Here is a 23,697-nt window from a genome sequence, read left to right as displayed (position 1 = left end):
CCGCACCCGACGACGAACCCCACCCCGCACTCCATCTCGCACCCACCCGCGCCCCCTGTCACAGCTGATCAACAACGCGGCCCGGCCCACCCCGCCCTCACACCCGCCCGATTACCCTCGCGTAGAACGGCCACTCAGGTCGTTGAAGCCGGACCGACCGATCGCCGGGCCGAACGCCGAGTGGACTACGTGGGGAACACCGAGCCATGCGCGCACTGCGAATACTTGTCATCGTCGCCGTGATCCTGGGCGGCCTCTTCGTGATCGCCGACCGCGTCGCCGTCGGCTTCGCCGAGGACGAGGCGGCCGAGCAGCTGAAGACCAGCGAGGGCCTCGCCAAGACCCCCGACGTCTCCATCAAGGGCTTCCCGTTCCTCACCCAGGTCGCGAGCGGCGAACTCGACGAGGTCGAGGTCGGCATCGAGGACTACGAGGCGACCACGGGCAAGGCCGACGAGAGCATCCGTATCGCCGACCTGAAGGCGAACATGCACGGCGTCGCCTTCTCCAGCGACTACAGCTCCGCCACCGCGGCCACCGCCACCGGCACGGCGACCATCACGTACGACGAACTCCTCAAGGCCGCCAAGTCCGCGCCGACACAGATCCTCCCCGGCGCGACCGCCCAGGTCGTCGGTCTCTCCGACGGCGGCAGCGGCAAGGTCAAGGTCGACATCAAGGTCACCTTCCTGGGCAAGTCGACGACGTACCCGGTGCTCAGCACGGTCACCGTCGACGGCGACACCGTGAAGGTGCACGCCGACAACCTGCCGAACCTGGTCGTCGAGGCCGCGGAGGGCCAGGTCCGGTCGATCACCGACTTCGAGCAGAAGATCGACGGCCTCCCCGGCGGCATCAAGCTCGACAAGGTCGAGGCCGCGTCGGACGGTGTGGACATCACCGTCCGGGGTTCGAACGTCAGGCTGGCCGGGTAGGACGGGGACGGGGATCCGGGGCGATACCCGCCGCGGACCTGGAGTGTCCGAAGGGCGAGACGGTCATGTCCGCAGGGCAGCTGTGACGATCGATACACCCCTCCGGAATCGGTGCCGCACCGGCGTGCGCACCCTTCTCATCCCACATTGCGGACGATCGCGTCTCAATATCCGACATGCCGGTGACACGTCCGCCTGTCCGTCCCTACGATCGACACTCATGAAGCGACAGGCGGATCTCACGAAGCGGCGGGCAGTAGACCTGTGCCGCGTCGCCGCCATGCTCTGTCGCACTTTCTGAGCGAGCGGCGGAGTCCTGCCGCCGCGTCCCCCGATGCCTGCCCTGTTCGAGCCAGGGCCCATCCTGCGCGCCCCGGCCGAACCGCCGGAGGCACCCGCACCCCGCCGTAACTGCCCCGGAGGAGAAAGAGCATGAGCCGCAGCGACGTCCTGGTAGACGCCGACTGGGTCGAGGCCAACCTCGACGACCCGAACATCGCCATCGTCGAGGTCGACGAGGACACGACGGCGTACGAGAAGAACCACATCAAGAACGCCGTCCGGATCGACTGGACGAAGGACCTCCAGGACCCGGTACGCCGTGACTTCGTCGACCAGGAGGGCTTCGAGAAGCTCCTGTCGGAGAAGGGCATCGGCAACGACACCCTCGTCGTCCTCTACGGCGGCAACAACAACTGGTTCGCCTCGTACGCCTACTGGTACTTCAAGCTGTACGGCCACGAGAACGTCAAGCTTCTCGACGGTGGCCGCAAGAAGTGGGAGCTGGACGCCCGCGAGCTGACCGACGAGGTGCCGGCGCGCCCCGCCACCGCGTACAAGGCCAAGCCGCAGAACACCGCGATCCGCGCCTTCCGTGACGACGTCGTCGCCGCGATCGGCTCGCAGAACCTGGTCGACGTGCGCTCGCCCGACGAGTTCTCCGGCAAGCTGCTCGCCCCGGCCCACCTGCCGCAGGAGCAGTCGCAGCGTCCGGGCCACGTGCCGAGCGCCCGCAACATCCCGTGGTCGAAGAACGCCAACGACGACGGCACCTTCAAGTCGGACGACCAGCTCAAGGAGCTGTACGCCGACGAGCAGGTGGACCTGGCGAAGGACACCATCGCCTACTGCCGCATCGGTGAGCGCTCCGCGCTGACCTGGTTCGTCCTGCACGAGCTGCTCGGCGTGGAGAACGTCAAGAACTACGACGGCTCCTGGACCGAGTACGGCAGCCTCGTCGGCGTCCCGATCGAGCTCGGCGCCAACAAGTAGGACCGGCAGCACCCAGCGGCACCCGTAGCAAGCGCACGTCCCGTTCATCCCGACCGGCCTTCCCTTCCGGTCAGACCTCTCTTGGAGAAAGACATGTGTGGAGCGAAGGCCGGCGGCCCGGACGCCTCGACGATCAAGCCCGGTGAGACCACGATCCAGGGCCAGGTGACCCGCGACGGCGAGCCGGTGGTCGGCTACGTCCGTCTGCTGGACTCGACCGGCGAGTTCACGGCGGAGGTCCCGACCTCCGCGACGGGCCAGTTCCGCTTCTACGCGGCCGAGGGCACCTGGACCGTCCGCGCGCTCGTCCCCGGCGGCACCGCCGACCGCACCGTCGTCGCCGAGCAGGGCGGCCTGGCGGAGGTCGCGATCGCCGTCTGAGACGGTGGTTCCTGACGGCGGAGGGCCGTACCCCGGGTGTCCGAACCGGGGTACGGCCCTCCGCCGTGCGCGGGCCTACGCTTAAGACATGTACGCCCGCCGGCGCCACGCCTACTTCGCCATGATGGGCACGTGCCTCGCCCTCTTCGTCCTGGCGTGGGGCGTCGTACGCCTCTGGTCGGTCCCGGTCGCGGTCGGCATGTGCGTGGTCGCCATGGTCATCCCGCCGCTCGCCGCCGTCGTCGCCAACCGGCGCGGCCCCGACGACCGCTGGTGGGACGACCCCTCCGGCGACCCGAAGTCCGACGAGTGGTGGGACGAGCTGGACGGCAGGAGACGGCCGAGGCCCTAGGCCCGGCCCGGCCGCTCAGTAGACGAGCGCCTGGGTGTCGTCCGCCAGTGACTCCTGTACGAACACCTGCGCGCCCGCGATCCGCACGCCCTCGATGACGTCCTTCTCGGTGATGTCCCGGCGGGCGGCGCACTGCGTGCACAGGGTGAGCCGGCCGCCCGCGAGGATCGAGTCGACGAGGTCGGGGAGCGGGGCGGCGTGTGGCAGTTCGAACTCCGCGGCCCGGCCCGGCAGCGCGAACCACGCGGACTCGCCGGTCAGCCACAGGGACACCTCCACCCCGCTGGCCACGGCCACGGCGGCCACCGTGAAGGCCTGGGAGCAGCGCTCGGGGGCGTCCGCCCCGGCCGTCACCTTGATCACGAGCTTCTTCGCCATGGCCGCATGGTAGTCCGCGCCGCGATCACCGACATGGCCACGGTGAACGCGATCGTCGTCGCGGCCGGGCGGCGAAGGCCCACCTCGCGGCGAACCCCCGGCCCCGGCCGCGTAAGCTGGGCCCCGGCCTTGTGCAGTACCGAACCCCCGGCTCATCCGAGGAGCACCCCGTGGAACTCTTCTTCGAAATCCTGCTGGTCCTGGTCGCCGTCGGCGTTCTCGCCTTCGCCGGTCTGACCGTGAAGAAGCTGTACCAGGGCCAGCGCTGACCCACGTCGAGGACATCCAGGAACGCCACTCATGATCGAGATCCCGTCCGACCTGCACAAGGACCTCGTCCCCCTCGCCTTTCTGCTCGGCGACTGGGCGGGCGCGGGCGTCCACGACTTCCCCGGTGCCGAGAAGTGCAACTTCGGCCAGGAGGTCACCTTCTCCCACGACGGCCGGGACTTCCTGGAGTACCACTCCCACACCTGGGTGCTGGACAAGGACGGCAACAAGGTCCGTCCGCTGGAGACCGAGTCCGGCTTCTGGCGCATCGACGCCGACCGCAAGGTCGAGATCGTCATGACCCGTGACGACGGCGTCGTCGAGGTCTGGTACGGCGAGCTGGCCAAGCAGAAGCCGCAGATCGACGTGGTCACGGACGCGGTCGCGCGTACGGCGGCCTCGGGGCCCTACAGCGGCGGCAAGCGGCTGTACGGCTATGTGCACAGCGACCTGATGTGGGTCGGCGAGAAGGCGACGCCCGACGTCGAGCTGCGGCCCTACATGTCCGCGCACCTGAAGAAGGTCGTCACCCCCGAGGACGTCGAACGCTGGGCGAAGGCCCTGCCGGACGACATGCCGGACGACGGCATCGCGTTCTTCAAGTAGTCCTAGACTCTGAGGTGTGGTGAGCACCGACTGGAAGAGTGACCTCAGGCAGCGCGGCTACCGGCTGACGCCGCAGCGGCAGCTCGTGCTCGAAGCCGTGGACACCCTGGAGCACGCGACCCCCGACGACATCCTCGTGGAGGTCCGCAGGACGGCGTCGGGGGTCAACATCTCGACGGTCTACCGGACCCTGGAGCTGCTGGAGGAGCTGGGGCTGGTCAGCCATGCCCATCTGGGGCACGGCGCGCCGACGTACCACCTGGCGGACCGGCACCATCACCTCCACCTCGTCTGCCGGGACTGCACGGACGTGATCGAGGCGGACGTGTCGGTGGCGGCCGACTTCACGGCCAAGCTGCGCGAGACGTTCGGCTTCGACACCGACATGAAGCACTTCGCGATCTTCGGCCGCTGCCAGGACTGCTCGCGCAAGGCCGCGCGCGCCAAGGGTTCGCCCTCCGAGGGTTCGACCCCCGGGGCACCGGTTTCCCAGGGATCGACGTCCAAGGGTTCAACTACCGAGTCGTAGGCTTGGCGTATGAAAAGCCCTCTGCTGTCCCTGCCCGGCGCCGTCTCCGCCGAGGGGGTGGACGAAGGTGTCGCCGCGCACTACGGCGACCTGTTCCGCGAACAGCGCGCACTCGCCGACGGCACCGGATTCGTCGACCTCTCCCACCGGGGTGTCCTGACCGTCACCGGCGAGGACCGGCTCAGCTGGCTGCACCTGCTCCTCACCCAGCACGTCAGCGAACTGCCCACGGGTGAGGCCACCGAGGCGCTGATCCTCTCCGCCAACGGCCACATCGAGCACGCGCTCTACCTGGTCGACGACGGCACCACCGTCTGGATCCATGTCGAACCCGGCACCCGGCAGGCGCTGCTCGCCTACCTGGAGTCGATGAAGTTCTTCAACCGGGTCGACGTGGCCGACCGGACGGACGACTTCGCGGTCGTCCACCTCCCGGCCGGTTCCATCACCGAGATCCCGCAGGGCACGGTCGTCCGCGAGACCCCGTACGGCCGCGATCTGTTCCTGCCGCGCGCCGACCTGGAGTCGTACGCGGACACGGCGGGCCCCGCGGTGGGTCTCCTCGCGTACGAGGCGCTGCGGGTCGAGCACCACCGCCCCCGCCTCGGCTTCGAGACCGACCACCGCACCATCCCGCACGAGCTGGGCTGGATCGGCACGGCGGTGCATCTACAGAAGGGCTGCTACCGGGGTCAGGAGACCGTCGCCCGCGTCCAGAACCTGGGCAAGCCCCCGCGTCGTCTGGTCTTCCTCCACCTCGACGGCAGCGAGGTCCACCTCCCGCCGCGCGGCGCGGAACTGCGCCTCGCCGACGACGGTCCCGACGGCCGCAAGCTCGGCTTCATCACGACGTCCGTACGCCACCACGAGCTGGGCCCGGTGGCCCTCGCGCTGATCAAGCGCAACGTGCCGGTCGACGCGCGGCTGATGGCGGACACGACGGCGGCGGCACAGGAGACGGTGGTCGAGCCGTAGGAGCCGTAGGAGCCGTAGGAGCCGTATCGGCCGCAGGGGCCGTATGGGCCGTACGGGTGGGGTTCTGGGCCGTGGTGCTCCGAAATGCTCCGTGGTGACGCGGGGGCGGCCGGGTGGATCCGGCGGCCTTCGCGCGCCGGGTTGCGCCCCCTGCCCCGCCCGTCCCGTGGCGGCCCCGCGTCCTACATCTCCAGCAGCACCGTGAAGGGCCCGTCGTTCGTCAGCCCGACCCGCATGCTCGCCCCGAACCGCCCCGTGGCCACGGTCGCCCCCAGGGCCCGCAACTGTGCGACGACCTCCTCCACCAGCGGCTCGGCGATGTCGCCGGGCGCCGCCGCGTTCCAGGTGGGCCGGCGGCCCTTGCGCGCGTCGCCGTACAGCGTGAACTGGCTGATCACCAGCAACGGCGCGTCCACATCGCTGCACGACCTCTCGTCGTGCAGCATCCGCACGGACCACAGCTTGCGGGCCAGCTGCGCCGCCTTCTCCTTGGTGTCGTCGTGCGTCACCCCGACGAGGACGCACAATCCCTCGCCCTGGATCTCGCCGACCGTCTCACCGTCGACGACCACACTCGCGCCGTCGACCCTCTGCACCACCGCACGCATGCCGACCATCATGCCGTCGGCGTCCATCAACCGTGTGCGAGGGGGTCCCTCTTACGGGGGGTTCGTGATCACCGGGGTTTGCGGAGCGCTTTGCCCGGTCTTTCTCATTGATCCATTACCGACCATCTGGGGTGGATCGCGGGGACTCGGTCACCTAGTGACCACAGAGAGTGGCACGATGCTCACACACACCGGTCGAGGGGACGGTTGAGGCGCATGAGCACATCGAGTTTTGGGCAGCCCCCGGGGACTGCGACGTCCACCCGTACGACCCCGGGGCCCGGCCCCGGTATCCGCCGGCCACCGGTCCAGCGCACGGACAGCGCACCGCTGCCGCCGCCGGACCAGGCCGGGCACGAACTGTCCCGGCTGCGGCTGCCCGAACTGCGCACCCTGCGCCGGGACGCCCAGCGGGACGAGGCCGACCTCAGCTATCTGCGGCGGCTGCTCCAGGGCCGTATCGACATCCTGCGCGCCGAACTGGCCCGCCGGGGCGGCGCGGCGGACCCGGCGGCGCTCGTGGACCGCCTCTCGGCGATCCTCACGGACGCCCCGGCCCGGCACCGTTCCTCGGCCCGGCACGTCACCGTGGGCACGCCGTACGGCGAGGAGCACCGCCGGCTCGCCGCCGAGATGCTGGACGAGGTCGAACTCTCCGACCTCCGGGCCCGCACCGACGACGAACTCACCGTCGGCCTCGCCCGTCTCGTCCACCACGAGCAGCAGATCTCCGGCCGCCGCCAGCGCCTCCAGCGCACCGCGGACGACTGCAGCGCCGAGATCGCCCGCCGCTACCGGGAGGGCGAGGCCCAGGTGGACGACCTGCTCATCTGACCGCCGGACCCCGCGCCCTTCCAGGGGCGCGGGGGAACTGCGTGAGAAGCCCCGTCTCCCCGCACCGGCGGGGCGGGAAAATCCCCGAGACACACCGCGGGCCGCCCCCTAGCGTGGCCCCATGAGCTCCTCCCACGACATAGCCGTACGCCCCGTCACCGAGGACGAGATCCCGGCCTGGCTGAACGCCCTGAACACCGGATTCCTCCGTCCCCCGGAATCCCTCTCCCCCCAGGAGCTCAAGGACCGCTCGTCCCACATCGAGCCGTCCCGCACCCTCGCCGCGCTGGACGCGTCCCGTGCGCACACCCCCCTCACCCCCACCGACACCACCCAGGTGGTCGCGACCTTCCGCTCGTTCCCCCAGGAACTGACGGTCGTCGGCGGCCGGACCGTCCCCGCCGACGCCATCTCGAACGTCACGGTCAGCCCCACCCACCGCCGCCGGGGCCTCCTCACCCGGATGATGGCCCACGACCTCACCGCCGCGAAGGAACGCGGCGACGTCGTCGCCACCCTGATCGCCGCCGAGTACCCGATCTACGGCCGCTACGGCTTCGGCCCCGCCACCTGGACCACAGAGTGGACCGTCGACGTCCCCCGCACCGGCCTGGACCCCCGCTGGTCCGGCCCGGCGGACGGCGGCCGGGTCGACCTCGTCGACGGCGCGGCCGTACGCGCCCTCGGCCCCGCCCTCCACGACCGCCTCCGCCACTCCCAGCCGGGCGCGGTGAGCCGCGACGAGCGTTGGTGGCGGGTCAACACGGGGGACCTGCGCACCAGTTCCTCCTGGACCGACCCGTTCTACGCGGTGTACCGCTCGGCGGCAGGTGAGGTCGAGGGGCTCGTCTCGTACGAGACGGACGACAGCTGGCAGATGAAGCAGCCGCAGAACACGGCCGACGTCAACTGGCTGATCGCGACGACCCCGGCCGCCGAGCGCGCCCTGTGGCACTACCTCTGCTCGATCGACTGGATCACCAAGGTCAAGTCCGGCTGGCGGGCCCCCGACGACCTCCTGCCGCACTTCTTCCCCGACCCGCGCGCCGTGAGCGTCACCACGCAGGCGGACTGGCTGTGGGTGCGGATCCTGGACGTCGTACGGGCGCTGGAGGCGCGTACGTACGCCGGGACCGGGACGCTGGTGCTGGAGGTCGTCGACGCGGGCGGCTTCGCGGACGGGCGCTACCGCCTGGACGCGGGCCCGGACGGCGTGAGCTGTGTGCCGACGAGCGAGGACGGGGACCTCGTGCTGGAGGCCTCGGACCTGGCGGCGCTGTGGCTGGGCGACGAGTCGGCGGTACGGCTCGGCGCGCTCGGCAGGGTCCGGGAACAGCGGAAGGGCGCCGCCTCCGTAGCCGACGCCCTGCTGCGGACGTCCAGGCGACCGTGGTGCCCGGACATCTTCTGAACCTTTCGTGGTGTGTGTGCGTGTGTGCGGAATCCGTAGCTGTTCAGTTGTGGCTGCGCATTCAGTTGTGGCTGATCCATTCAGTTGTGGCTGTGCGGACCGGTCGGACTCCCGGCTCCCCTCCGGAGGAGAGGTCGATCGGTCGGTCTCGGTGTCACCAACAGTCCCAAGGTTCGACCATGTTGTGGAAGTTGGCAACCAACTTCACCATACTTATGTCCTCTTGGAGTCGTCTCATAACCACCTTCCCACGAACTGCCTAAAGATGGCGAGAAGTTGTAGTGTTTGTTCGTGGAGCGGGAACGCACGGCCGTCGATGGGCGGAAGTCGTCACAGCGGCCCCAGAGGTCACACCACGAGGTGGCCGACGTGTTGCGCGGCCGGATCAGGTCCGGCGAGCTGCGACCGGGACAGCGCATGCCCACCCAGGCGAAGCTGGCCGACGAGTTCGGCGTGGAGCGCGGGGCCGTACGGCAGGCCCTGCGTGTCCTGCAGTCGGAGCACCTGCTCACCAACGTCTCCAAGGGCAGTCCGGCGACCGTCGCCGCGGGCCTGGGAACGGGGGCCGTCGGCGGGCCGGGAGCGGCCCCGCGGCCCACGATGGTGGAGCTCGGCCCGCGCGTGTCCGCCGCCTTCGCGGCCCCGCATGTGCGGATCGACGCCCTGTGTCTGACGTCCGTGTCCCTCACGCTCGCCGTGGGTGAGTCGTTGCGCGAGATTCACGCGGGGCGCATAGATCCGGCCAGGGTCGATGTCCGGGTGATGCTGCCCAGCCGGGACATCCCGCTGGCCTTCCCGACCCCGGTCGACGCCTCGGTCGACGGCCGGCTGCAGCGCCGCTGGCTCGCCCAGCGCAACGCGCAGGGGCAGGTCCTCAGGCACAACCTGCTGGCCCTGCGGTCCACGCACGGCATCGACGTCCGTGTCTCCTTCCGCGCGCTGCCCTTCACGCCGCCCGTGAAGCTGTATCTGCTCAACGGCCGCGAGGCGCTGTTCGCGTACTACACGGTCCAGCGGAAGGAGGCCGAGGTGGACAGTGAGCAGCTGGAGATGTACGACGCCGAGGGGACCCAGTCCACGCTGTTCGCGTTCGAACGGAATGCGGCCGCGGCCCCGCGGGACACGGCCTTCGTCGAGCAGTCCGGCCTGTGGTTCAACGCGCTGTGGGAGACCATCAGTTCGGACCTGCTGCTGACGACCTGAGGGTCGTGCCACCCGCTCACGGGTACGGGTGGCGGGCGTGCCACCCGCTCACGGTCAGCGGGCGTTCTCGCCTCACATCGCGGGTCCGGCGAACATCAGCGCGAGGATGACCGCGCCGATCGAGCTGCACGTGTGGTTGTTGGCCTTCAGCCCGATCGTGAGGAACAGCAGGCCGATGACTCCCATGGTGCCGTAGCGCCACTCGACGAAGCGCTGGAGGGCGACGACGACGAGGGCGGAGGCGAGGGCGAGGGCAGCGGGCATGGTGGTACCTCCTCCGAGGGGCTGGGTGACCAAGGGGCCGGTGAGAGTCGGTACCTCTGCCAACTCGCGAAAGTTGGCAACCAACTTCGTTTAAATGGTTCCCATTTGGTCTAGGTTTATAACCACCTTGCGCTGAACTCCCCAAAGATGGGTGAGAGTTGTACCGTTTGGTCGTGACTCAGGAGAACGTTGCAGTGAACGGCAGCAGAAAGCTCTCGTCCCAGGAGATCGCCGACACCCTGCGGGACCGTATCCGCGGCGGCGAGCTCAGGCCCGGCGAGCGCCTGCCCACCCAGGCCGAACTGGCGGAGGAGTTCGGCGTGGAGCGCGGCCCGGTCCGTCAGGCGCTGCGTGCCTTGCAGGAGGACGGGCTGCTGAGCAACGTGAGCAAGGGGAGTCCGCCCAGGGTCGCCGAGGCACTCAACCCCGCGAGGGACGCACCGCAGTCCACGATGGTGGGCCTCGGCCCCCGCCTCGCCGCGGCCTTCTCCGCACCGCACGTCCGCGTCGACGCGGCCTGTCTCACCGCCGAGACCCTGATGATGGCCCTCGGCGAACCGGTGCGCCGCATCCACGAGGGCACGATCCGTCCCGAGTCCATCGACGTACGCATCCTCCTGCCCTCCCGGAAGATCAACCTGGCGTTCCCGGTCCCGGTGGAGGGGCGGGGCACGGACGACGAGGACCCGGTCCACAAGCGCTGGCTCGACCAGCGCAACGCCCAGATCCGGGTCCTGCGCCACAACCTCCTGGCCCTGCGCACGTCCCACCAGCTCGACGTCCGCGTCACCTTCCGCGCCCTCCCCTTCACCCCGCCCGTCAAGCTGTACCTCCTCAACGGCCAGGAGGCCCTGATCGCCTACTACATGCTCATGCAGCGCGAGGAGCAGATGGAGGACGGCCCCCTGCAGATGTACGACGCCTTCGGCACCCAGTCGCTCCTGTTCTCCTTCGAGAAGGAGACGGGACCCCGCGACGCGGCCTTCGTCGATCAGTCCCAGCAATGGTTCAACGCCCTCTGGGAAACCATCACGACGGACCTGACACTCTCCTAGTGACTCCTGATACGGCGCAGACTGAACCGGTGACAGCACAGACAGAGTCCCTCAGAGAACTGATCACCCCCGTCCGCTACGTGCTCTGGGACCTGGACGGGCCGATCTGTCGACTGTTTTCCGGGCATCCCGCGCACCAAGTGGCTCGCGATCTGGTGGAGTTGATCGACCGGCGCGGGCTGGGCGGGCTGCTGACCGAGTGGGAGCGCGACACGGAGGACCCGCAGGTCGTCCTCCTGGGCCTCGGCCGGCGTCACCCCAGCAGCGACCTCATCGTCGACCTGGAGGAGTGGCTCACCCAGCAGGAGCTGACCGCCGCGCCGAAGGCGTACCCCACCAGTTGGGCCGACCCGCTCATCCGGACCTGGTCCCGTCGGGCCAGGTTCGCCATCACGACCAACAACTCGGCGCTCGCCGCGGCCCGTTACATCGACACCCGCGGCCTCGCCGAGTGCTTCCCCTACATGTACGGCCGCACCCGCGACCTCGACCTGATGAAGCCGCATCCCCACATCCTGCGCCAGGCCCTCAACGCGATGGGAGCGGATCCCGCGCGCGCCCTGATGGTCGGCGACGCGCCGACGGACTTCGAGGCGGCCCGCGACGCGGGGGTTCCCTTTCTGGGCTACGCGCACAACGAGCGCAAGCTCAAAGCGCTCCTGGACGCGGGTGTACCTCTCCCGCACACCGTGAACTCGCTCAAGCTCGTCCTGGACGTTCTGCGGGCGCCGCTCGCCGGGCAGTGACCCGGCGACCCGTGTGTCCTGCGGATACGGCGTCTTCGGACAGACGTGCGACGAGTGTCAGTACGGGTACCGACGCGTGAGTGTTCAACCCGTGGACCGCCGCCGGTGAATGCTTCGCTTCTGCCACGATGCTCGCCCACGGAGGAGTAACGTGCCTCCACTTCCTTGATTTCACCACTGGTGCGACCACGGCGAGAGAACGGGCAATGCCAGCTGAATCGGATTCCACGGGGTGGCGCCGCGCCGGTGAGATGAGCGCCGCCCCGGATGAGGTGGAGGGACCGCTCAGCGGCTACCACCACGAGACGTATGTCTTCCGGCTGCCGCCCGAGGCCAGGGTCGCCGAGGGGGGCGCCCGCTGGAAGTGCCGTGAGCCCCGCGCCGGTCTGCTCTGGTTCGACCGGCGTTGCTTCGACTCGGAGGAGCGTGTGCTCACCGAGCTGCAGGGGCGTATCGACAACATCCCGGACCTCATCGAGGTCGAGGGCACCGTCCTCCAGCGGTTCATCGAAGGAGAGACCCTCGGAGCGCTCCACGCCTCCGGCACGGCGGTCCCCGACGAGGTGTTCGAGCAGATCCTCACCCTGTTCCGCCAACTGGTCGCCGTACGGCCCCGGTCCCTGCTGGTGAAGCGGAGGTGCGAGTCGCGCGACCGGGCACCGGAGGGTGACAGCGCCGGATTCCTCGACCGCCTGATCTGCTTCACCGAGGAGCGCGTCTACGGAGCCAACCTTGCGGAGTACGGGGAACTGTTCGCCGGACTGAACCTGGATCACGACTCCTTCAAGCAGCTCAGAAAGCACGTGGCCGGCCTGCGGGAGCGACCGTTCTGTCTCCTGCACGCGGATCTGCACCGCGAGAACCTCATCGTCGACCCTGATCGCCGGCTCTGGGCCATCGACTGGGAACTCGCGATGTTCGGCGACCCGCTCTACGACCTGGCCACCCATCTGTATCTGATGCGCTACCCGCCGGAGCAGGAGCGGCGGATGACGCGGCGGTGGTGCGCACTCGTGGAGGGCGTCCGCCCGGGGAGTTCCCACGGCTGGCGGGAGGATCTCCCGAAGCTCCTCGACTACAAGCGGGCGCAGTCGGTGTTCACCGACGTGATGCGCACCTCGCAGTCCCTGTGTCTTGAGCCCCAGGTGGACGGGGACCTGCTGCGCCGTGCGAGTCGGTCGCTCCGGGAGGTGCTGAGCAGGGGCGCGTACCCCCTGGGCGTCGAGGAGGTGCCCGACGTGGGGGCGATCGAGGCGGCGCTCACCCGGTGGCTCCGGGCGGGCGCCGGCGCTGCGTAGGCTCGTCCGTATGAGTGAGACCGGCCTGCGCGAGCGCAAGAAGCAGCGGATGTACGAGCGGGTGTCCGGGATCGCGATCGGGCTGTTCCTGGAGAAGGGGTTCGACGCCGTGTCCGTGGCCGAGGTGGCCGCGGCGGCGGAGATCTCGAAGCCGACCCTCTTCCGGTACTTCCCGGCCAAGGAGGACCTCGTGCTCCACCGGATCGCCGATCACGAGGACGAGACGGCGCGGGTGGTGGCCGGGCGGGCCGAGGGGGAGTCGGTCGTGGGGGCCGTGCGGGCGCACTTCCTGGCGGGGCTGGCGCGGCGGGACCCGGTGACCGGGCTGAACGACCATCCGCAGGTGCTCGCGTTCCACCGGCTGCTCTACGGGACGCCGTCGCTGGTCGCGCGGGCGTACGGCCATCTGGAGCGGGCCGAGGCCGCGCTCGCCGAGGTGCTCGGGGGCGGGCTCGACGCGCGGGTCGCCGCCGGGCAGATCGTGGCCGTACGGCGGGTGCTCGCGGAGGAGAACCGGCGGCGGGTCGAGCGCGGGGAGCCGGTGGAGAAGGTCGAGCGGGACGCCGTCGCCGCCGCCGAGCGGGTCTTCGGACGGCTGGAGGGGGTGCTTCCGCTCGGAGGTGTGGGGGCCTGAGGAGGTCGCTCGGATCGGTCCGCTTCGCTCGGCTGTCGCTCGGATCGGTCCGCTGGCTCGGGTGTCGCTCGGCTGTCGCTCGGATGGTTCAGGCGGGCTCGCGATGCGTGAGGCTCGGTAAATAATGTAACTCAGTCACGTAATTTCGGTAGGCTCGGTGGAATGACCTCTCTCGAACCTGCCGTCGACCCCACACTCCGGCGCATGCTCGCCGACGAGCGCGCGTATCACGACACCTGCCGCGCCGCCCTCGCCGCCATGGTCGAAGGCGCGGGGGAACAGGTCGTGGTCGGGGAGGACGTCTCCGCGTCGGGGGCGGACGCCGAGGTGCTCGGGTACCGGCTGCGCAGCCGTGCCAAGGAGATGCGGGAGCTGCCCGAGGGGCCGCTGTTCTTCGGTCGGCTGGACTTCGACGCCCGCACGGACGCCGATCACGCCGGGCAGAGCTATCACGTCGGGCGGTTGCGGATCAGTGAGGCTCCCGCCATGCCACCCCTCGTCGTCGACTGGCGGGCGCCGGTGTCGCGGGCCTTCTACCAGGCGAGTTCCCGCGATCCACGGGGTGTCGCCGTCCGGCGTCGCTTCGGGTGGGCGCCGGGGAGCCGGGGTGACTCGGCCGACCTCACGGGGCTGGAGGACGAGCGCCTGGACCGCGGTGGCGCCTCCGGCGGCGCGGTCACCGCCCGCCCCGGCGGCCTTCTCGCCGCCGAGATCGAGCGGCCCCGCCTCGGCCCCATGCGGGACATCGCCGCCACCATCCAGCCGGAGCAGGACGACCTCGTGCGGGCGGACCTCGGCACCTCCGTCTGTGTCCAGGGTGCCCCCGGCACCGGCAAGACGGCCGTCGGGCTGCACCGCGCCGCGTACCTCCTCTACACCTACCCCCAGCGCATCCGCCGCGGCGGACTGCTGATCCTCGGCCCCAACCGCACCTTCCTCTCCTACATCGCGGAGGTGCTGCCGTCGCTGGGCGAGACGGGTGTACGCCAGTCGACGGTCACGGACGAGGTCGCCCGTCACCCGGTCACGGCGAAGGACGACGAGCGCGCGGCGGCCGTGAAGCACGACCCCCGGATGGCGGAGGTGCTCCGCCGGGCCCTGTACGCGCGGGTGGCCGACGGTGACCGACGATCCGGGCGGCGGCCGGAGCAGCCGGAGCGGCCGGAGCGGCCGGAGCAGCCGGGACAGTCGGGCCAGTCGGAGCGACCGGAGCAGCTCCATCGCTTCGACTCGCTCGTCATCGCGGAGGGTTCGTACCGCTGGCGGGTGTCCGGGGACGAGCTGCGACGGATCGTGGCGGACGTACGGGCGCAGGACCTGCCCTACGACGTCGGGCGGGAGCGCGTCCGGGCGCGGGTCGTGCGGCTGCTGCAGATGCAGGCGGAGCGTCGGGCGGGGCCCCGCCCGAACGCGTGGGTGCGGCGGATCTCGCGGTCGCGGCCGGTCGGCGCGTACGTCGAGGCGGTGTGGCCGAAGGTCCGGCCGGAGGAGGTCCTGGCCGGACTGCTCGGCGACCCGGACGCGCTCGCCGTCGCGGGGGAGGGGCTGCTCGACGCGGGCGAGCGGAAGGCCGTCGGCTGGGCGAGGCCGCCGCGCACATGGCGCTCGGCCCGCTGGTCGGCCGCCGATCTCGTCCTCCTCGACGAGGTCGCGGGGCTGCTCGCCCACCCGGAGGGCTACGGCCATGTCGTCGTCGACGAGGCCCAGGACCTCTCGCCGATGGAGTGCCGCGCGATCGCCCGCCGGGCGGCCTACGGCTCGGTGACCGTCCTCGGTGACCTGGCCCAGGGGACGACCCCGTGGGCCGCCCGTGACTGGCCCGGACTCCTCGCCCACCTGGGCAGGCCGGACGCCCACGTCGTCCCTCTGACCACCGGGTTCCGGGTGCCGCAGGCCATCGTCGGACTGGCGAACGGGCTGCTGGGGCGCCTGGGGGTGGACGTGCCCGCCGCCCGGTCCCTGCGGAGGGACGGGGAGCTGCGGATCAGAAGGGCGGGAGGTGCAGGCGGTACAGGCGGTAGAGGCGGTGCGGGTGGTGCCGACGGTACGGGTGGTGCCGACGGTACGGGCGGTACGGAGGCCGGGGGCGGGGAGGCCGGGGGTGCGGGAGGCGCCGACGCCGAGGCCGTCTTTACGACCGTCCCCGAGACCGTGTCCGGGACGACCGTCACCGCCGTGCGGGACGCGCTCGCCCGTGAGGGGTCCATCGGGGTCATCGCGGCCGACGGGCCGGACGTCCCGCGGCTGCGGGAGGCGCTCGGCGAGGCGGGCATCCCCACGGGCGGACCGGGCGAACTCAGCGCGCGCGTGGCGGTGTTGGGGGCCGGAGAGGCGAAGGGACTGGAGTACGACCATGTCGTGGTGGTCGAGCCGGCCGCGATCGTGGCGGCGGAGGAGCGGGGGCTGCACCGGCTCTACGTGGTGCTCACGCGCGCGGTGTCGCGCCTGGACGTGGTGCACGCGCGAGCGCTGCCGTGGTGAGCGACCGTCCTGGCGAGCGGCGCCGGCCCCGACCGGCGGCGCGTACGGCGGGTGTCTCCGGGTGTCGTCGTGTTACCGGAAGGCGGCGGAGTCATGACCGTACCGGCACCTTGGTGATCGGGGCCGTGGCTACGGTGAGCGGTGCCGGTGAGCGGCGCGCACGCGAGCCCGATCTCCCTCCCCCCCAGGGGGCTCGCGCGCTGCTCACCGGTTGTTCAGCAGGGCACGCGCACCTGCTGTCGCGCCCTTCCCCGCACCGCGCCGCTCAGGATGTCGACGGCACCGCCACGGCGTCCAGCACGGGGATCAACTGCTCCTCCTCGTAGGCGAGATGGGCTTCCAGTTCGTCGATGAGGCGCTCCACCTCGGGGAGTACGGCCGCGGGGGCGGCGCTCTCGGCCGTCACGACCCGGCGCAGCTCCTCGCAGAGGGCGGCGATCCGCTCGTGCTCCTCGTGGAGACGGGTGAGGGCCGGGACCAGCTCGGGGTGGCGGTCGGAGAGGAAGGGGAAGAGGCCGATGTCCTCGCCGGTGTGGTGGTTGTGGAGCCCCTGGCAGAAGGTGAGGCAGTTGACGCGGAGCTGGGCACCGAGCCCGGCCCGGCCGTTGCTCGCCGTCAACTCCTTCTTGATCAGCGCCAGTTCGCGGCGGAACGCGTCATGGACGACCTTGATGGCCTCGCCCATGGAACCGGCGTTGATGTTCGGGGGGCCGGCCACGGGGACCTCGCGCAGGGCGACGACCGGGATCGTACGGTCCGTCTTCGCCTGGTACTCGGCCCACCCCGGCTCGTCCTCGACGGCTCGCGCGAACGCCCGGTCCCGCTCCTCGCCCTCCAGTACGACGGCCTCGGCCTCGTAGGTGAACGCCCCGCTCTCCACGGTGACCCGGGGGTCGGCCGTGATGTTCCGGTACCAGTCGGGGTGCTTCGGCGAACCCCCGGCCGACGCGATGACCAGGATCGTGCCGTCGCCGTCGGGGAGGTAGCCGAGGGGGGTGGTGTGCCGGTTGCCGGTGCGCGCGCCGGTGGTGGTGAGGAGGATCAGCCGGGCGCCCTCGAAATATCCGCCGACCTCGCCGTGGCGGGCGCGGAACTCGTCGATGACTTGCTGGTTGAAAGGGTTGGGCATTCTCTGCTTTCCGTTGGTGGCCGCGCGACGGAGTTTGTCGCGGAATTCGGGCAGGGGTGATTGCCGCAGCGCGTGAGCCGGTGAATGGCCGACGGAATGGACGCGCCGGTGGAATGCGTGAGGGTGAGAGCCTCTACCGAGGAGGCGGTGCGGTGCGATCCGGCGCGGTGCGGTGCGGTGTGTCGCGATGCGAAGTGATGCGTTCGCTGCGGTGTGGTGGTGTGCGACTTCGGTGCGCGCGGACACGTGAGGGGCGCACCCGTGGTGCGTCGGGAACACCGTAGGAACCCGGGTAGGCACCCGATGAGCTCGTCAGATCTCGTCAGATCTCGTCAGATCTCGGCAGTGGGAGATCGGAGAAGAGAACGGTGTTCGGCGCGCGGAACTTCAGCAGGCGGGCTCCTGGCCCGCCCCGGCCTCACTCGGAGGCCGGGCAACCGATCCACTCACGGCGCGAGGCCGACCCGGCAGTCATGCGCCCACGATAAGGGGAGGGGCCGGGGCCGGGCAATGCGTATTCGGCCTGAATTCCGGCGCGTTCTGGAGGTGGGGTGACGGCGTCGAAGGAAATGGCCTGTTCGTCGGACCGGTTCACGCCTTTCGTTCGGCCTCCTCGGCCGCGAGTTCCAGGCGGCCGCGATACTCCTCCCACCATGCCGGGTCGCTCGACGGAATGCTCGTGTTGCCGTCGTTCATGCCGACCGCGCCGTCGAGGAGTTCCCGGAGGATGTCGGCGTGTCCGGCATGCCGGTGGGTGTCGGCGATCACGCGGGTCGCGGCGTGGTGCAACGTCACCTCGTCCTTCCCGTCGGGCCACCACGGCACCCTTCCGACCGTGTCCAGCGGGAGCGCGTCGAGGGTCGCGTCCGCGTGGGCCCAGGCCCGGCGGTAGAGCCCCACGACGTCCTCGCGGGACTCGTCGGCGGTGGCCCACATGTCCGCGTTGGGCTCGGCGTCGCCGTCGAGCCAGGGCAGGGGTTCGCCCGAGGGGCGCCCGAAGGTGTCGCCGAGGTAGCCCAGTTCGACCCCGGCCGCGTGCTTCAGCAGCCCCAGGAGGTTGGTGCCGGTCGGGGTCAGCGGGCGGCGGGCGTCGTACTCCGACAGCCCTTCGAGTTTCCACACCAGGGCGTCGCGGGCGGACTGCAGATAGAGGCGGAGGTCGGCCTTGGCGTTCGGAGGGGTGGCGGTCATGGAGCAAGTCTGCAGCCCGCACGGGGGGCAGGGGGGGAGGGGCCGGAGATCCGGGGCTGGGCACCCGTGCGTATCCGCCGTGGTCACCGATCCGTCGGCGCTCAGCCGGCCTTCGACGCGGTGGACGGGAACTCGTAGACCATGAAGTCGGTGAGCAGGACGTAGCCGAGTCGCCTGTAGAGGGCGTTGCTGGTGAGGTTGGCAGGGTCGGTGAACAGCACGACCTCCTTCGCGCCCGCGGCCAGCGCGGCGCGGCTCGCCGCCACCGTCACGGCGCCCGCGTAGCCGCGCCCCCGGAGGTTGGCCGGGGTGTAGACGGGGTCCACCCTGCTCATGGCGCCGACGACCGTGGTCCTGGCCGCCATCGACACGGGGGTGCCGTCGGGGGTCTCCCAGAACGTGAAGTGCCTGTCGGCGAAGCGCGAGTCGGCCCAGGAGCCGGCGTCGATCAGGTCGATGGAGGGCTGCTCGCCGACGTCGACGCAGAACTCGCGGCAGAAGCGGATGAGTTGCTCCCGGTCCTCCTCGCCCACGGCGCGCCCCCTGCCCTCGGGGAACGACTCCGGTGGGGTGAGCGTGCCGAGGCGGTGGAGATGGAGCCGCGTGCTGGGCACCGGCTCCGCGCCCGTCCGCCGCTGCCACGCCTCGGCGAACACGGCGGCCGAGTCATGGTCCCCGACCACACCGGGGACCGGGTGCTTCAGCTCGGCCAGACGGGCGGCGAGCGCGTCGGCCTGTTCGCGAGTGAGGGACGTGACGCTCAGGGAACCGCTCGGGGTGCGCTGGAAGAAGGCCGCGAGGACCTCGCCCCCGCACTCCAGTCGGCCGAAAACAGGACCCGCGGCGCCGTGCCGGGAGGCCACTCCCTCCGTTCGGTACTTCTCCGTCACCGTCAGCGCCATGGTGTGCAGAGCGGGGCGCGAGCGAAGGAAGTCCCCAGCTCGGGCGTGGAAGTCGTTGACGTCTGCGGTGAGATGCCAGTCGGTCGGACGCATGCCTCAAGCTTCCCCGTGCCACCGCGACGTCCAGAACATTCCAGCCAGCGGGGGTGGGGGGAAAAGCTGGACATCCCGGTGCTGGCCCTCGGCGGCACCGCCTTCATCGGCGACCGCAACGAGGCCCAGATGCGCCTGTTCGCCCACGACGTCACCGGTCACGTCTTCCACGCCGGCCACGACCTCGCCGAGGAGGTACCCGACGAAATGGCCGACGTCGTGCTGCCCTTCCTGGCCCTGCGGACGTAGCTGTCGGGCTTCAGGGCGTGCCCGCACACGCCCCGGCATCCGGCCCGCGAGTGGCCTAGCGCACTTTTGCAAGCGGGTGCTTGCAATAGTTAGCGGGGGTGGGGCATGGTGGAGGCATGGCATCGCTCAACGTCGGCAATCTCGGTGAGTACCTGCGTGAACAGCGGCGAAACGCGCAGCTGTCGCTCAGGCAGCTCGCCGACGCCGCCGGGGTGTCCAATCCGTATCTGAGCCAGATCGAGCGCGGGCTGCGCAAGCCGAGCGCGGAGGTGTTGCAGCAGGTCGCCAAGGCGCTGCGGATCTCCGCCGAGACGCTGTACGTGCGGGCCGGCATTCTCGACGCCGAGCGGGATCGTGTCGAGGTGGAGACGCGTGCCGTCATCCTCGCCGACCCCACGCTGAACGAGCGGCAGAAGCAGGTGCTGCTCCAGATCTACGAGTCCTTCCGCAAGGAGAACGGATTCGAGATCGACCTGGACCTCGGCGTGGTGACGGAGGCCGAAGCACCCTCGGCCCCCGGCCCGGGCTCCGGTACGGCCGGCGACGGCGGCGATGCCGGTTCGCGGCGGACGGCGAGTTGACGACCTCGATGATCAGAAGACTTCGCTGACTTCGCCCGCTTCGGCGCCAAAGTCTCGTACGCGGACCCGAACCACACAAACCCTCAGCTGACAGCAACCCGGAGGACCATCACCATGGCCATCACCGACGACATCCGCAAGGCCGTCACCGACCCGACGCCGTTCTACTTCGCCGCCGGCACCGCCGACCTCGCCCTGCAGCAGGCGAAGAAGGTCCCCGGCATCGTCGAGCAGCTGCGCGCCGAGGCGCCGGCCCGGATCGACGCCGTACGCCAGACGGACCCGAAGGCCGTCCAGGAGAAGGCGACCGCCCGGGTCAAGGAGACCCAGGAGAACCTGCAGACCAAGGTCACCGAGTTCATCGGCACCCTCGACACCGACCTGAAGAAGTTCGGTGAGACCGCGCAGGACCTCGCGCTGCGCAGCGTCGGCGTCGCCGCCGAGTACGCGGTGAAGGCCCGCGAGACGTACGAGAAGGTCGCCGAGCACGGTGAGCAGGCCGTGAAGACCTGGCGTGGCGAGGCCGCCGAGGAGATCGAGGAGCTGGCGATCGCCGTCGAGCCGAACTCCAAGCCGGTCGAGGTCAAGGACGAGCCGGCGGCCGCCAAGCCGGTTCCGGGCCAGGCCGCGCCCGCCCCCGCTCCCGCCGCCAAGAAGGCCGCGCCGAAGAAGCCGGCCCCGGTCCGCAAGGCGCCGACCGCGAAGAAGACCACCCCGCCCGCGAAGTAGGCGGCAGGACGCGCCGCCCGGTGGGCGACATAGCCGACGGAGAAGTCGGCGACAGAGCGAGAGGTACCCGCGCGGTATCTCGGAGGTACCCGCGCGGTACTTCGCGGTACGGAGACGGGCCGGGCACCTTTGGGGTGGCCGGCCCGTTCTACGGGTACGGTGGCCGCGTAGGAGTCGGCCTCGGCACCGGACAGCCGGTCGGCAGTCGGATGAGCGAACGGAACGGGTGGTGTGGGCGGCATGCTGATGACGGGCTTCGTGGGGTTCCTGGGACTTCTGAAGATCGTCCTGATGGCTCTCGCCGCGTTCGGGCTCTTCGACGCCGCGTTCCGGCGTGAGGACGCGTTCCGCGCGGCGGACAAGCAGACCAAGGTGTTCTGGCTGATCATCCTCGGGATCGCCCTCGTCGTGAGCTATCTGTTCTCGATCCTGTCGTTCCTGCCGATCATCGGCGTCATCGCGAGCATCGTGTACATCGTGGATGTGCGTCCCGCGGTCAAGCAGATCTCCGGCGGCGGGGGTGGCGGCGGCCGCCGAGGCTCCAGCAGCGACGGTCCGTACGGCCCGTACAACGGCGGTCGCTGACCCCGGAGCAGGGCAGGGCGAAGGGCAGGGGAAAGAGCCGGGGAGGAGCCTCGGCGGACCCGTCAGCCCTCTCGGTCCAGCAGGAGGACCGCCACGTCATCGGTCAGTTCGCCGCCGTTGAGGTCGCGGACCTCGTTCACCGCCGCGCGCAGCAGATCCTCGCCGCGCAGACCCTCGGCGAGCTGACGGCGGACCATCTCGACCATGCCGTCCTGCCCCAGCCGCTCCTTGCCCTGGCCGATCCGGCCTTCTATCAGGCCGTCCGTGTAGAGCATCAGACTCCAGGCGGCGCCCAGCTCGATCTGTGTACGCGGCCAGCGGGCGTTCGGCAGCAGGCCGAGGGCCGGGCCGCCGTTGTCGTGCGGCAGTAGGTCGGCCGGCTGGGTGGGCCGGATGCCGCGGCCGTGGCGCACGATCAGCGGGGCCGGGTGGCCGGCGAGGCAGAGGCCCGCGCGGCGGCCGTCGGGGGCGATGTCGACCGTGCAGAGCGTCGCGAAGATCTCGTCGCTCTCGCGTTCGTGTTCCAGGACGCGCTGCAGCGTGGACAGCAACTCGTCGCCGCACAGCCCCGCGAACGTCAGCGCCCGCCACGCGATCCGCAGCTCCACACCGAGTGCCGCCTCGTCGGGGCCGTGCCCGCAGACGTCACCGATCATGACGTGCACGGTGCCGTCGGGAGTGCGGACGGTGTCGTAGAAGTCGCCGCCGAGCAGGGCGCGGGAACGGCCCGGCCGGTAGCGGGCAGCGAACCGCAGGGACGAGCCCTCCAGCAGCGGCGTCGGCAGCAGGCCGCGCTCCAGGCGGGCGTTCTCCTGGGCGCGCAGCTTGGACTCCGTGAGCCGGCGCTCGGCGGTGTCCGAGCGCTTGCGCTCCACCGCGTAGCGGATCGCGCGGCTCAGCAGGCGGCCGTCCACCTCGTCCCGGAAGAGGTAGTCCTGTGCTCCGACCCGTACTGCCTCCGTGCCGCGTTCGACGTCGCCGGAGTCTGTGAGGGCCAGAACGGCGTGGCGGGGGGCCAGTCGCAGGACGTGTTTGAGGACGAAGAGTTCGTCCTCGGGGCAGTCGGCCGCCTCGGTGTCCGTGTCGGTCGGGCGGGCCGGGGCCGGGAGTGCCAGGTCCAGGAGGATGCAGTTGACGTCGTCGGTCAGCAGCCGCTGGGCCTCGGTGAGGTTGCGGGCGGTGCGGACGCGGATCGGCTTGCCCGTGGAGTCGAGCAGCTCGGGCACGTTGAGGGAACCCGCCGGGTCGTCCTCGATGAGGAGGACCGTGAGGTTGGTGGGTCCGCCGGGCTGTGCGGCGGGGCCGGGCAGGCCGGCCGGGCCCGTGGCGCGGTCGCCGGTGGGGCCGGGCGTCTTCGAATTGTCTGCAGGGGCCAGGGCCGAGGCGTTCATGGCCGCCCCCTCTCCGGACGGTCCGCTGGATGCGGACACGGCGTGCGCCTGACCACTCTCCACGGCCGGGATCGCTCTCTGCCGCGGTACGGGTACGGGCATCGTGTTTGGGTTCCTTCCCTCCCCCCGAGGGCACGGTGGGGCGAGGGACCTCGACCCACCGACGGGGACCATAGCGTCAGGCGCCGCCGCAACGGAATGCTCGGCGGGACGCCGGGCGGCAAACGGCCGGAGTCATATGCCGCATCATGTACCGCACTTGGACATGGCAGGGCTTTCTCCTGGGATGACGTATGTCACGCGGCGGAGGTTGAGCCGGGTCGGGAAAGGTGGTGCGAGTCACGTGGGCTGGGTCACGTGAACGGCGGGGGCGCGGTCGGCGCCCACTGGCCAGCCCCCGCGGGTCGTGCGCCGCCTGCCGCCTGCCGCCTGCCGCCTGCCGCCTGCCCGGTGGCCGTGCGGCCAACGGCTTGGTGCGCGTCGCCACGCAGCCGCCCGCCCCACCGGCCACCCGGTACGGGAATCACTCACGCGTCAGGCGCACCCGCCCGGCAGGGGCGACGTTTCACCTGCCGCTGCCGCTGCCGCTGCCGCTGCCGCTGCCGCTGCCGCTGC

General features: G+C 70.7%; 25 protein-coding genes and 1 pseudogene. 19 read left to right on the top strand and 7 right to left on the bottom strand.

The window, feature by feature from the left end; genetic code table 11:
- The first annotated feature begins 206 nt into the window (after positions 1–206).
- From STRBO_RS0138010 to STRBO_RS0137995, 4 genes are all read left to right on the top strand, one after another.
- Positions 207–935 (top strand): LmeA family phospholipid-binding protein, encoded by a 729-nt coding sequence (locus tag STRBO_RS0138010; RefSeq protein WP_005476884.1) that lies wholly within the window; start codon positions 207–209, stop codon positions 933–935.
- Positions 936–1,367: 432 nt separating this feature from the next.
- On the top strand, positions 1,368–2,207 hold the full coding sequence (locus STRBO_RS0138005) for a sulfurtransferase (protein ID WP_005476880.1): 840 nt from the start codon (positions 1,368–1,370) through the stop codon (positions 2,205–2,207).
- 93 nt (positions 2,208–2,300) lie between these two features.
- Positions 2,301–2,588, top strand: coding sequence for a DUF1416 domain-containing protein (locus STRBO_RS0138000; RefSeq protein ID WP_013002600.1), 288 nt, complete (start codon positions 2,301–2,303; stop codon positions 2,586–2,588).
- Between the two features lie 88 nt (positions 2,589–2,676).
- Positions 2,677–2,940, top strand: a complete 264-nt coding sequence (locus tag STRBO_RS0137995; RefSeq protein WP_005476872.1) for a DUF3099 domain-containing protein — start codon at positions 2,677–2,679, stop codon at positions 2,938–2,940.
- A gap of 15 nt (positions 2,941–2,955) precedes the next feature.
- Here the strand turns inward: STRBO_RS0137995 and STRBO_RS0137990 are convergent, their stop codons facing one another.
- Complete coding sequence (locus STRBO_RS0137990; protein WP_005476871.1) at positions 2,956–3,318, bottom strand: DsrE family protein; 363 nt, start codon at positions 3,316–3,318, stop codon at positions 2,956–2,958.
- Positions 3,319–3,618: 300 nt separating this feature from the next.
- Between STRBO_RS0137990 and STRBO_RS0137980 the strand changes: the two genes are divergently transcribed.
- Genes STRBO_RS0137980 through ygfZ form a run of 3 tightly spaced genes read left to right on the top strand, consistent with a single transcriptional unit; the run spans position 3,619 to position 5,698 of the window.
- Entirely contained in the window at positions 3,619–4,194 is a 576-nt protein-coding gene (locus STRBO_RS0137980) for a heme-binding beta-barrel domain-containing protein (RefSeq protein WP_005476868.1), read from the top strand.
- 16 nt (positions 4,195–4,210) lie between these two features.
- On the top strand, positions 4,211–4,723 hold the full coding sequence (locus tag STRBO_RS0137975) for a Fur family transcriptional regulator (protein WP_005476866.1): 513 nt from the start codon (positions 4,211–4,213) through the stop codon (positions 4,721–4,723).
- A 9-nt stretch (positions 4,724–4,732) separates the two neighbouring features.
- Positions 4,733–5,698: a CAF17-like 4Fe-4S cluster assembly/insertion protein YgfZ gene (ygfZ, locus tag STRBO_RS0137970; RefSeq protein WP_005476863.1), complete on the top strand. Its 966-nt coding sequence runs from the start codon at positions 4,733–4,735 to the stop codon at positions 5,696–5,698.
- Positions 5,699–5,880: 182 nt separating this feature from the next.
- On the opposite strand, the gene dtd is transcribed toward ygfZ, so the two are convergent.
- Complete coding sequence (gene dtd / locus STRBO_RS0137965; RefSeq protein WP_028797086.1) at positions 5,881–6,306, bottom strand: D-aminoacyl-tRNA deacylase; 426 nt, start codon at positions 6,304–6,306, stop codon at positions 5,881–5,883.
- 216 nt (positions 6,307–6,522) lie between these two features.
- Here dtd and STRBO_RS0137960 point away from each other — a divergent pair, with 216 nt between their 5' ends.
- The 3 genes from STRBO_RS0137960 (at position 6,523) to STRBO_RS0137950 (ending at position 9,754) form a co-directional block, all read left to right on the top strand.
- Positions 6,523–7,140, top strand: a complete 618-nt coding sequence (locus tag STRBO_RS0137960) for an RsiG family protein (RefSeq protein WP_005476860.1) — start codon at positions 6,523–6,525, stop codon at positions 7,138–7,140.
- Positions 7,141–7,261: 121 nt separating this feature from the next.
- A complete protein-coding gene (locus tag STRBO_RS0137955; protein ID WP_005476859.1) occupies positions 7,262–8,551 on the top strand; it encodes a GNAT family N-acetyltransferase in 1,290 nt (429 codons plus the stop codon).
- Positions 8,552–8,836: 285 nt separating this feature from the next.
- Complete coding sequence (locus STRBO_RS0137950) at positions 8,837–9,754, top strand: winged helix-turn-helix domain-containing protein (RefSeq protein WP_020115730.1); 918 nt, start codon at positions 8,837–8,839, stop codon at positions 9,752–9,754.
- Positions 9,755–9,826: 72 nt separating this feature from the next.
- Here the strand turns inward: STRBO_RS0137950 and STRBO_RS0137945 are convergent, their stop codons facing one another.
- Positions 9,827–10,018, bottom strand: a complete 192-nt coding sequence (locus STRBO_RS0137945; RefSeq protein WP_005476857.1) for a hypothetical protein — start codon at positions 10,016–10,018, stop codon at positions 9,827–9,829.
- A gap of 194 nt (positions 10,019–10,212) precedes the next feature.
- On the opposite strand from STRBO_RS0137945, the gene STRBO_RS0137940 reads away from it, so the two are divergent.
- The 5 genes from STRBO_RS0137940 (at position 10,213) to STRBO_RS0137920 (ending at position 16,232) form a co-directional block, all read left to right on the top strand.
- Positions 10,213–11,073, top strand: a complete 861-nt coding sequence (locus tag STRBO_RS0137940) for a GntR family transcriptional regulator (protein WP_005476856.1) — start codon at positions 10,213–10,215, stop codon at positions 11,071–11,073.
- A gap of 29 nt (positions 11,074–11,102) precedes the next feature.
- Positions 11,103–11,819, top strand: a complete 717-nt coding sequence (locus STRBO_RS0137935) for an HAD family hydrolase (RefSeq protein ID WP_005476853.1) — start codon at positions 11,103–11,105, stop codon at positions 11,817–11,819.
- Between the two features lie 206 nt (positions 11,820–12,025).
- Positions 12,026–13,117, top strand: coding sequence for a phosphotransferase (locus STRBO_RS0137930; protein ID WP_005476852.1), 1,092 nt, complete (start codon positions 12,026–12,028; stop codon positions 13,115–13,117).
- Positions 13,118–13,127: 10 nt separating this feature from the next.
- Positions 13,128–13,751: a TetR family transcriptional regulator gene (locus STRBO_RS0137925; RefSeq protein ID WP_005476850.1), complete on the top strand. Its 624-nt coding sequence runs from the start codon at positions 13,128–13,130 to the stop codon at positions 13,749–13,751.
- Between the two features lie 162 nt (positions 13,752–13,913).
- On the top strand, positions 13,914–16,232 hold the full coding sequence (locus STRBO_RS0137920) for a HelD family protein (RefSeq protein ID WP_005476848.1): 2,319 nt from the start codon (positions 13,914–13,916) through the stop codon (positions 16,230–16,232).
- A gap of 265 nt (positions 16,233–16,497) precedes the next feature.
- On the opposite strand, the gene STRBO_RS0137915 is transcribed toward STRBO_RS0137920, so the two are convergent.
- From STRBO_RS0137915 to STRBO_RS0137905, 3 genes are all read right to left on the bottom strand, one after another.
- A complete protein-coding gene (locus STRBO_RS0137915) occupies positions 16,498–17,361 on the bottom strand; it encodes a nitroreductase/quinone reductase family protein (RefSeq protein WP_005476846.1) in 864 nt (287 codons plus the stop codon).
- 591 nt (positions 17,362–17,952) lie between these two features.
- Positions 17,953–18,552, bottom strand: coding sequence for a DinB family protein (locus STRBO_RS0137910; RefSeq protein WP_005476844.1), 600 nt, complete (start codon positions 18,550–18,552; stop codon positions 17,953–17,955).
- A gap of 101 nt (positions 18,553–18,653) precedes the next feature.
- Entirely contained in the window at positions 18,654–19,547 is an 894-nt protein-coding gene (locus STRBO_RS0137905) for a GNAT family N-acetyltransferase (protein ID WP_005476842.1), read from the bottom strand.
- A 57-nt stretch (positions 19,548–19,604) separates the two neighbouring features.
- On the opposite strand from STRBO_RS0137905, the pseudogene STRBO_RS0137900 reads away from it, so the two are divergent.
- The 4 genes and pseudogenes from STRBO_RS0137900 to STRBO_RS0137885 all read left to right on the top strand — a co-directional run.
- Positions 19,605–19,796, top strand: a pseudogene (locus STRBO_RS0137900) (alpha/beta fold hydrolase); the annotation flags it as partial.
- Positions 19,797–19,912: 116 nt separating this feature from the next.
- A complete protein-coding gene (locus STRBO_RS0137895) occupies positions 19,913–20,377 on the top strand; it encodes a helix-turn-helix domain-containing protein (RefSeq protein WP_005476838.1) in 465 nt (154 codons plus the stop codon).
- Positions 20,378–20,491: 114 nt separating this feature from the next.
- Positions 20,492–21,106: a hypothetical protein gene (locus STRBO_RS0137890; RefSeq protein ID WP_005476830.1), complete on the top strand. Its 615-nt coding sequence runs from the start codon at positions 20,492–20,494 to the stop codon at positions 21,104–21,106.
- A 240-nt stretch (positions 21,107–21,346) separates the two neighbouring features.
- Positions 21,347–21,691, top strand: coding sequence for a DUF2516 family protein (locus tag STRBO_RS0137885; protein WP_202499175.1), 345 nt, complete (start codon positions 21,347–21,349; stop codon positions 21,689–21,691).
- A 62-nt stretch (positions 21,692–21,753) separates the two neighbouring features.
- Here STRBO_RS0137885 and STRBO_RS0137880 read toward each other — a convergent pair whose 3' ends face one another.
- Complete coding sequence (locus STRBO_RS0137880) at positions 21,754–23,184, bottom strand: SpoIIE family protein phosphatase (protein ID WP_028797084.1); 1,431 nt, start codon at positions 23,182–23,184, stop codon at positions 21,754–21,756.
- Between the last annotated feature and the right edge of the window lie 513 nt (positions 23,185–23,697).

The sequence above is a fragment of the Streptomyces bottropensis ATCC 25435 genome (genome assembly GCF_000383595.1).
Classification (GTDB): Bacteria; Actinomycetota; Actinomycetes; order Streptomycetales; family Streptomycetaceae; genus Streptomyces; species Streptomyces bottropensis.
Note: the sequence above shows the minus strand (reverse complement) of the source record. Positions and strands in the feature narration are given on the sequence as shown.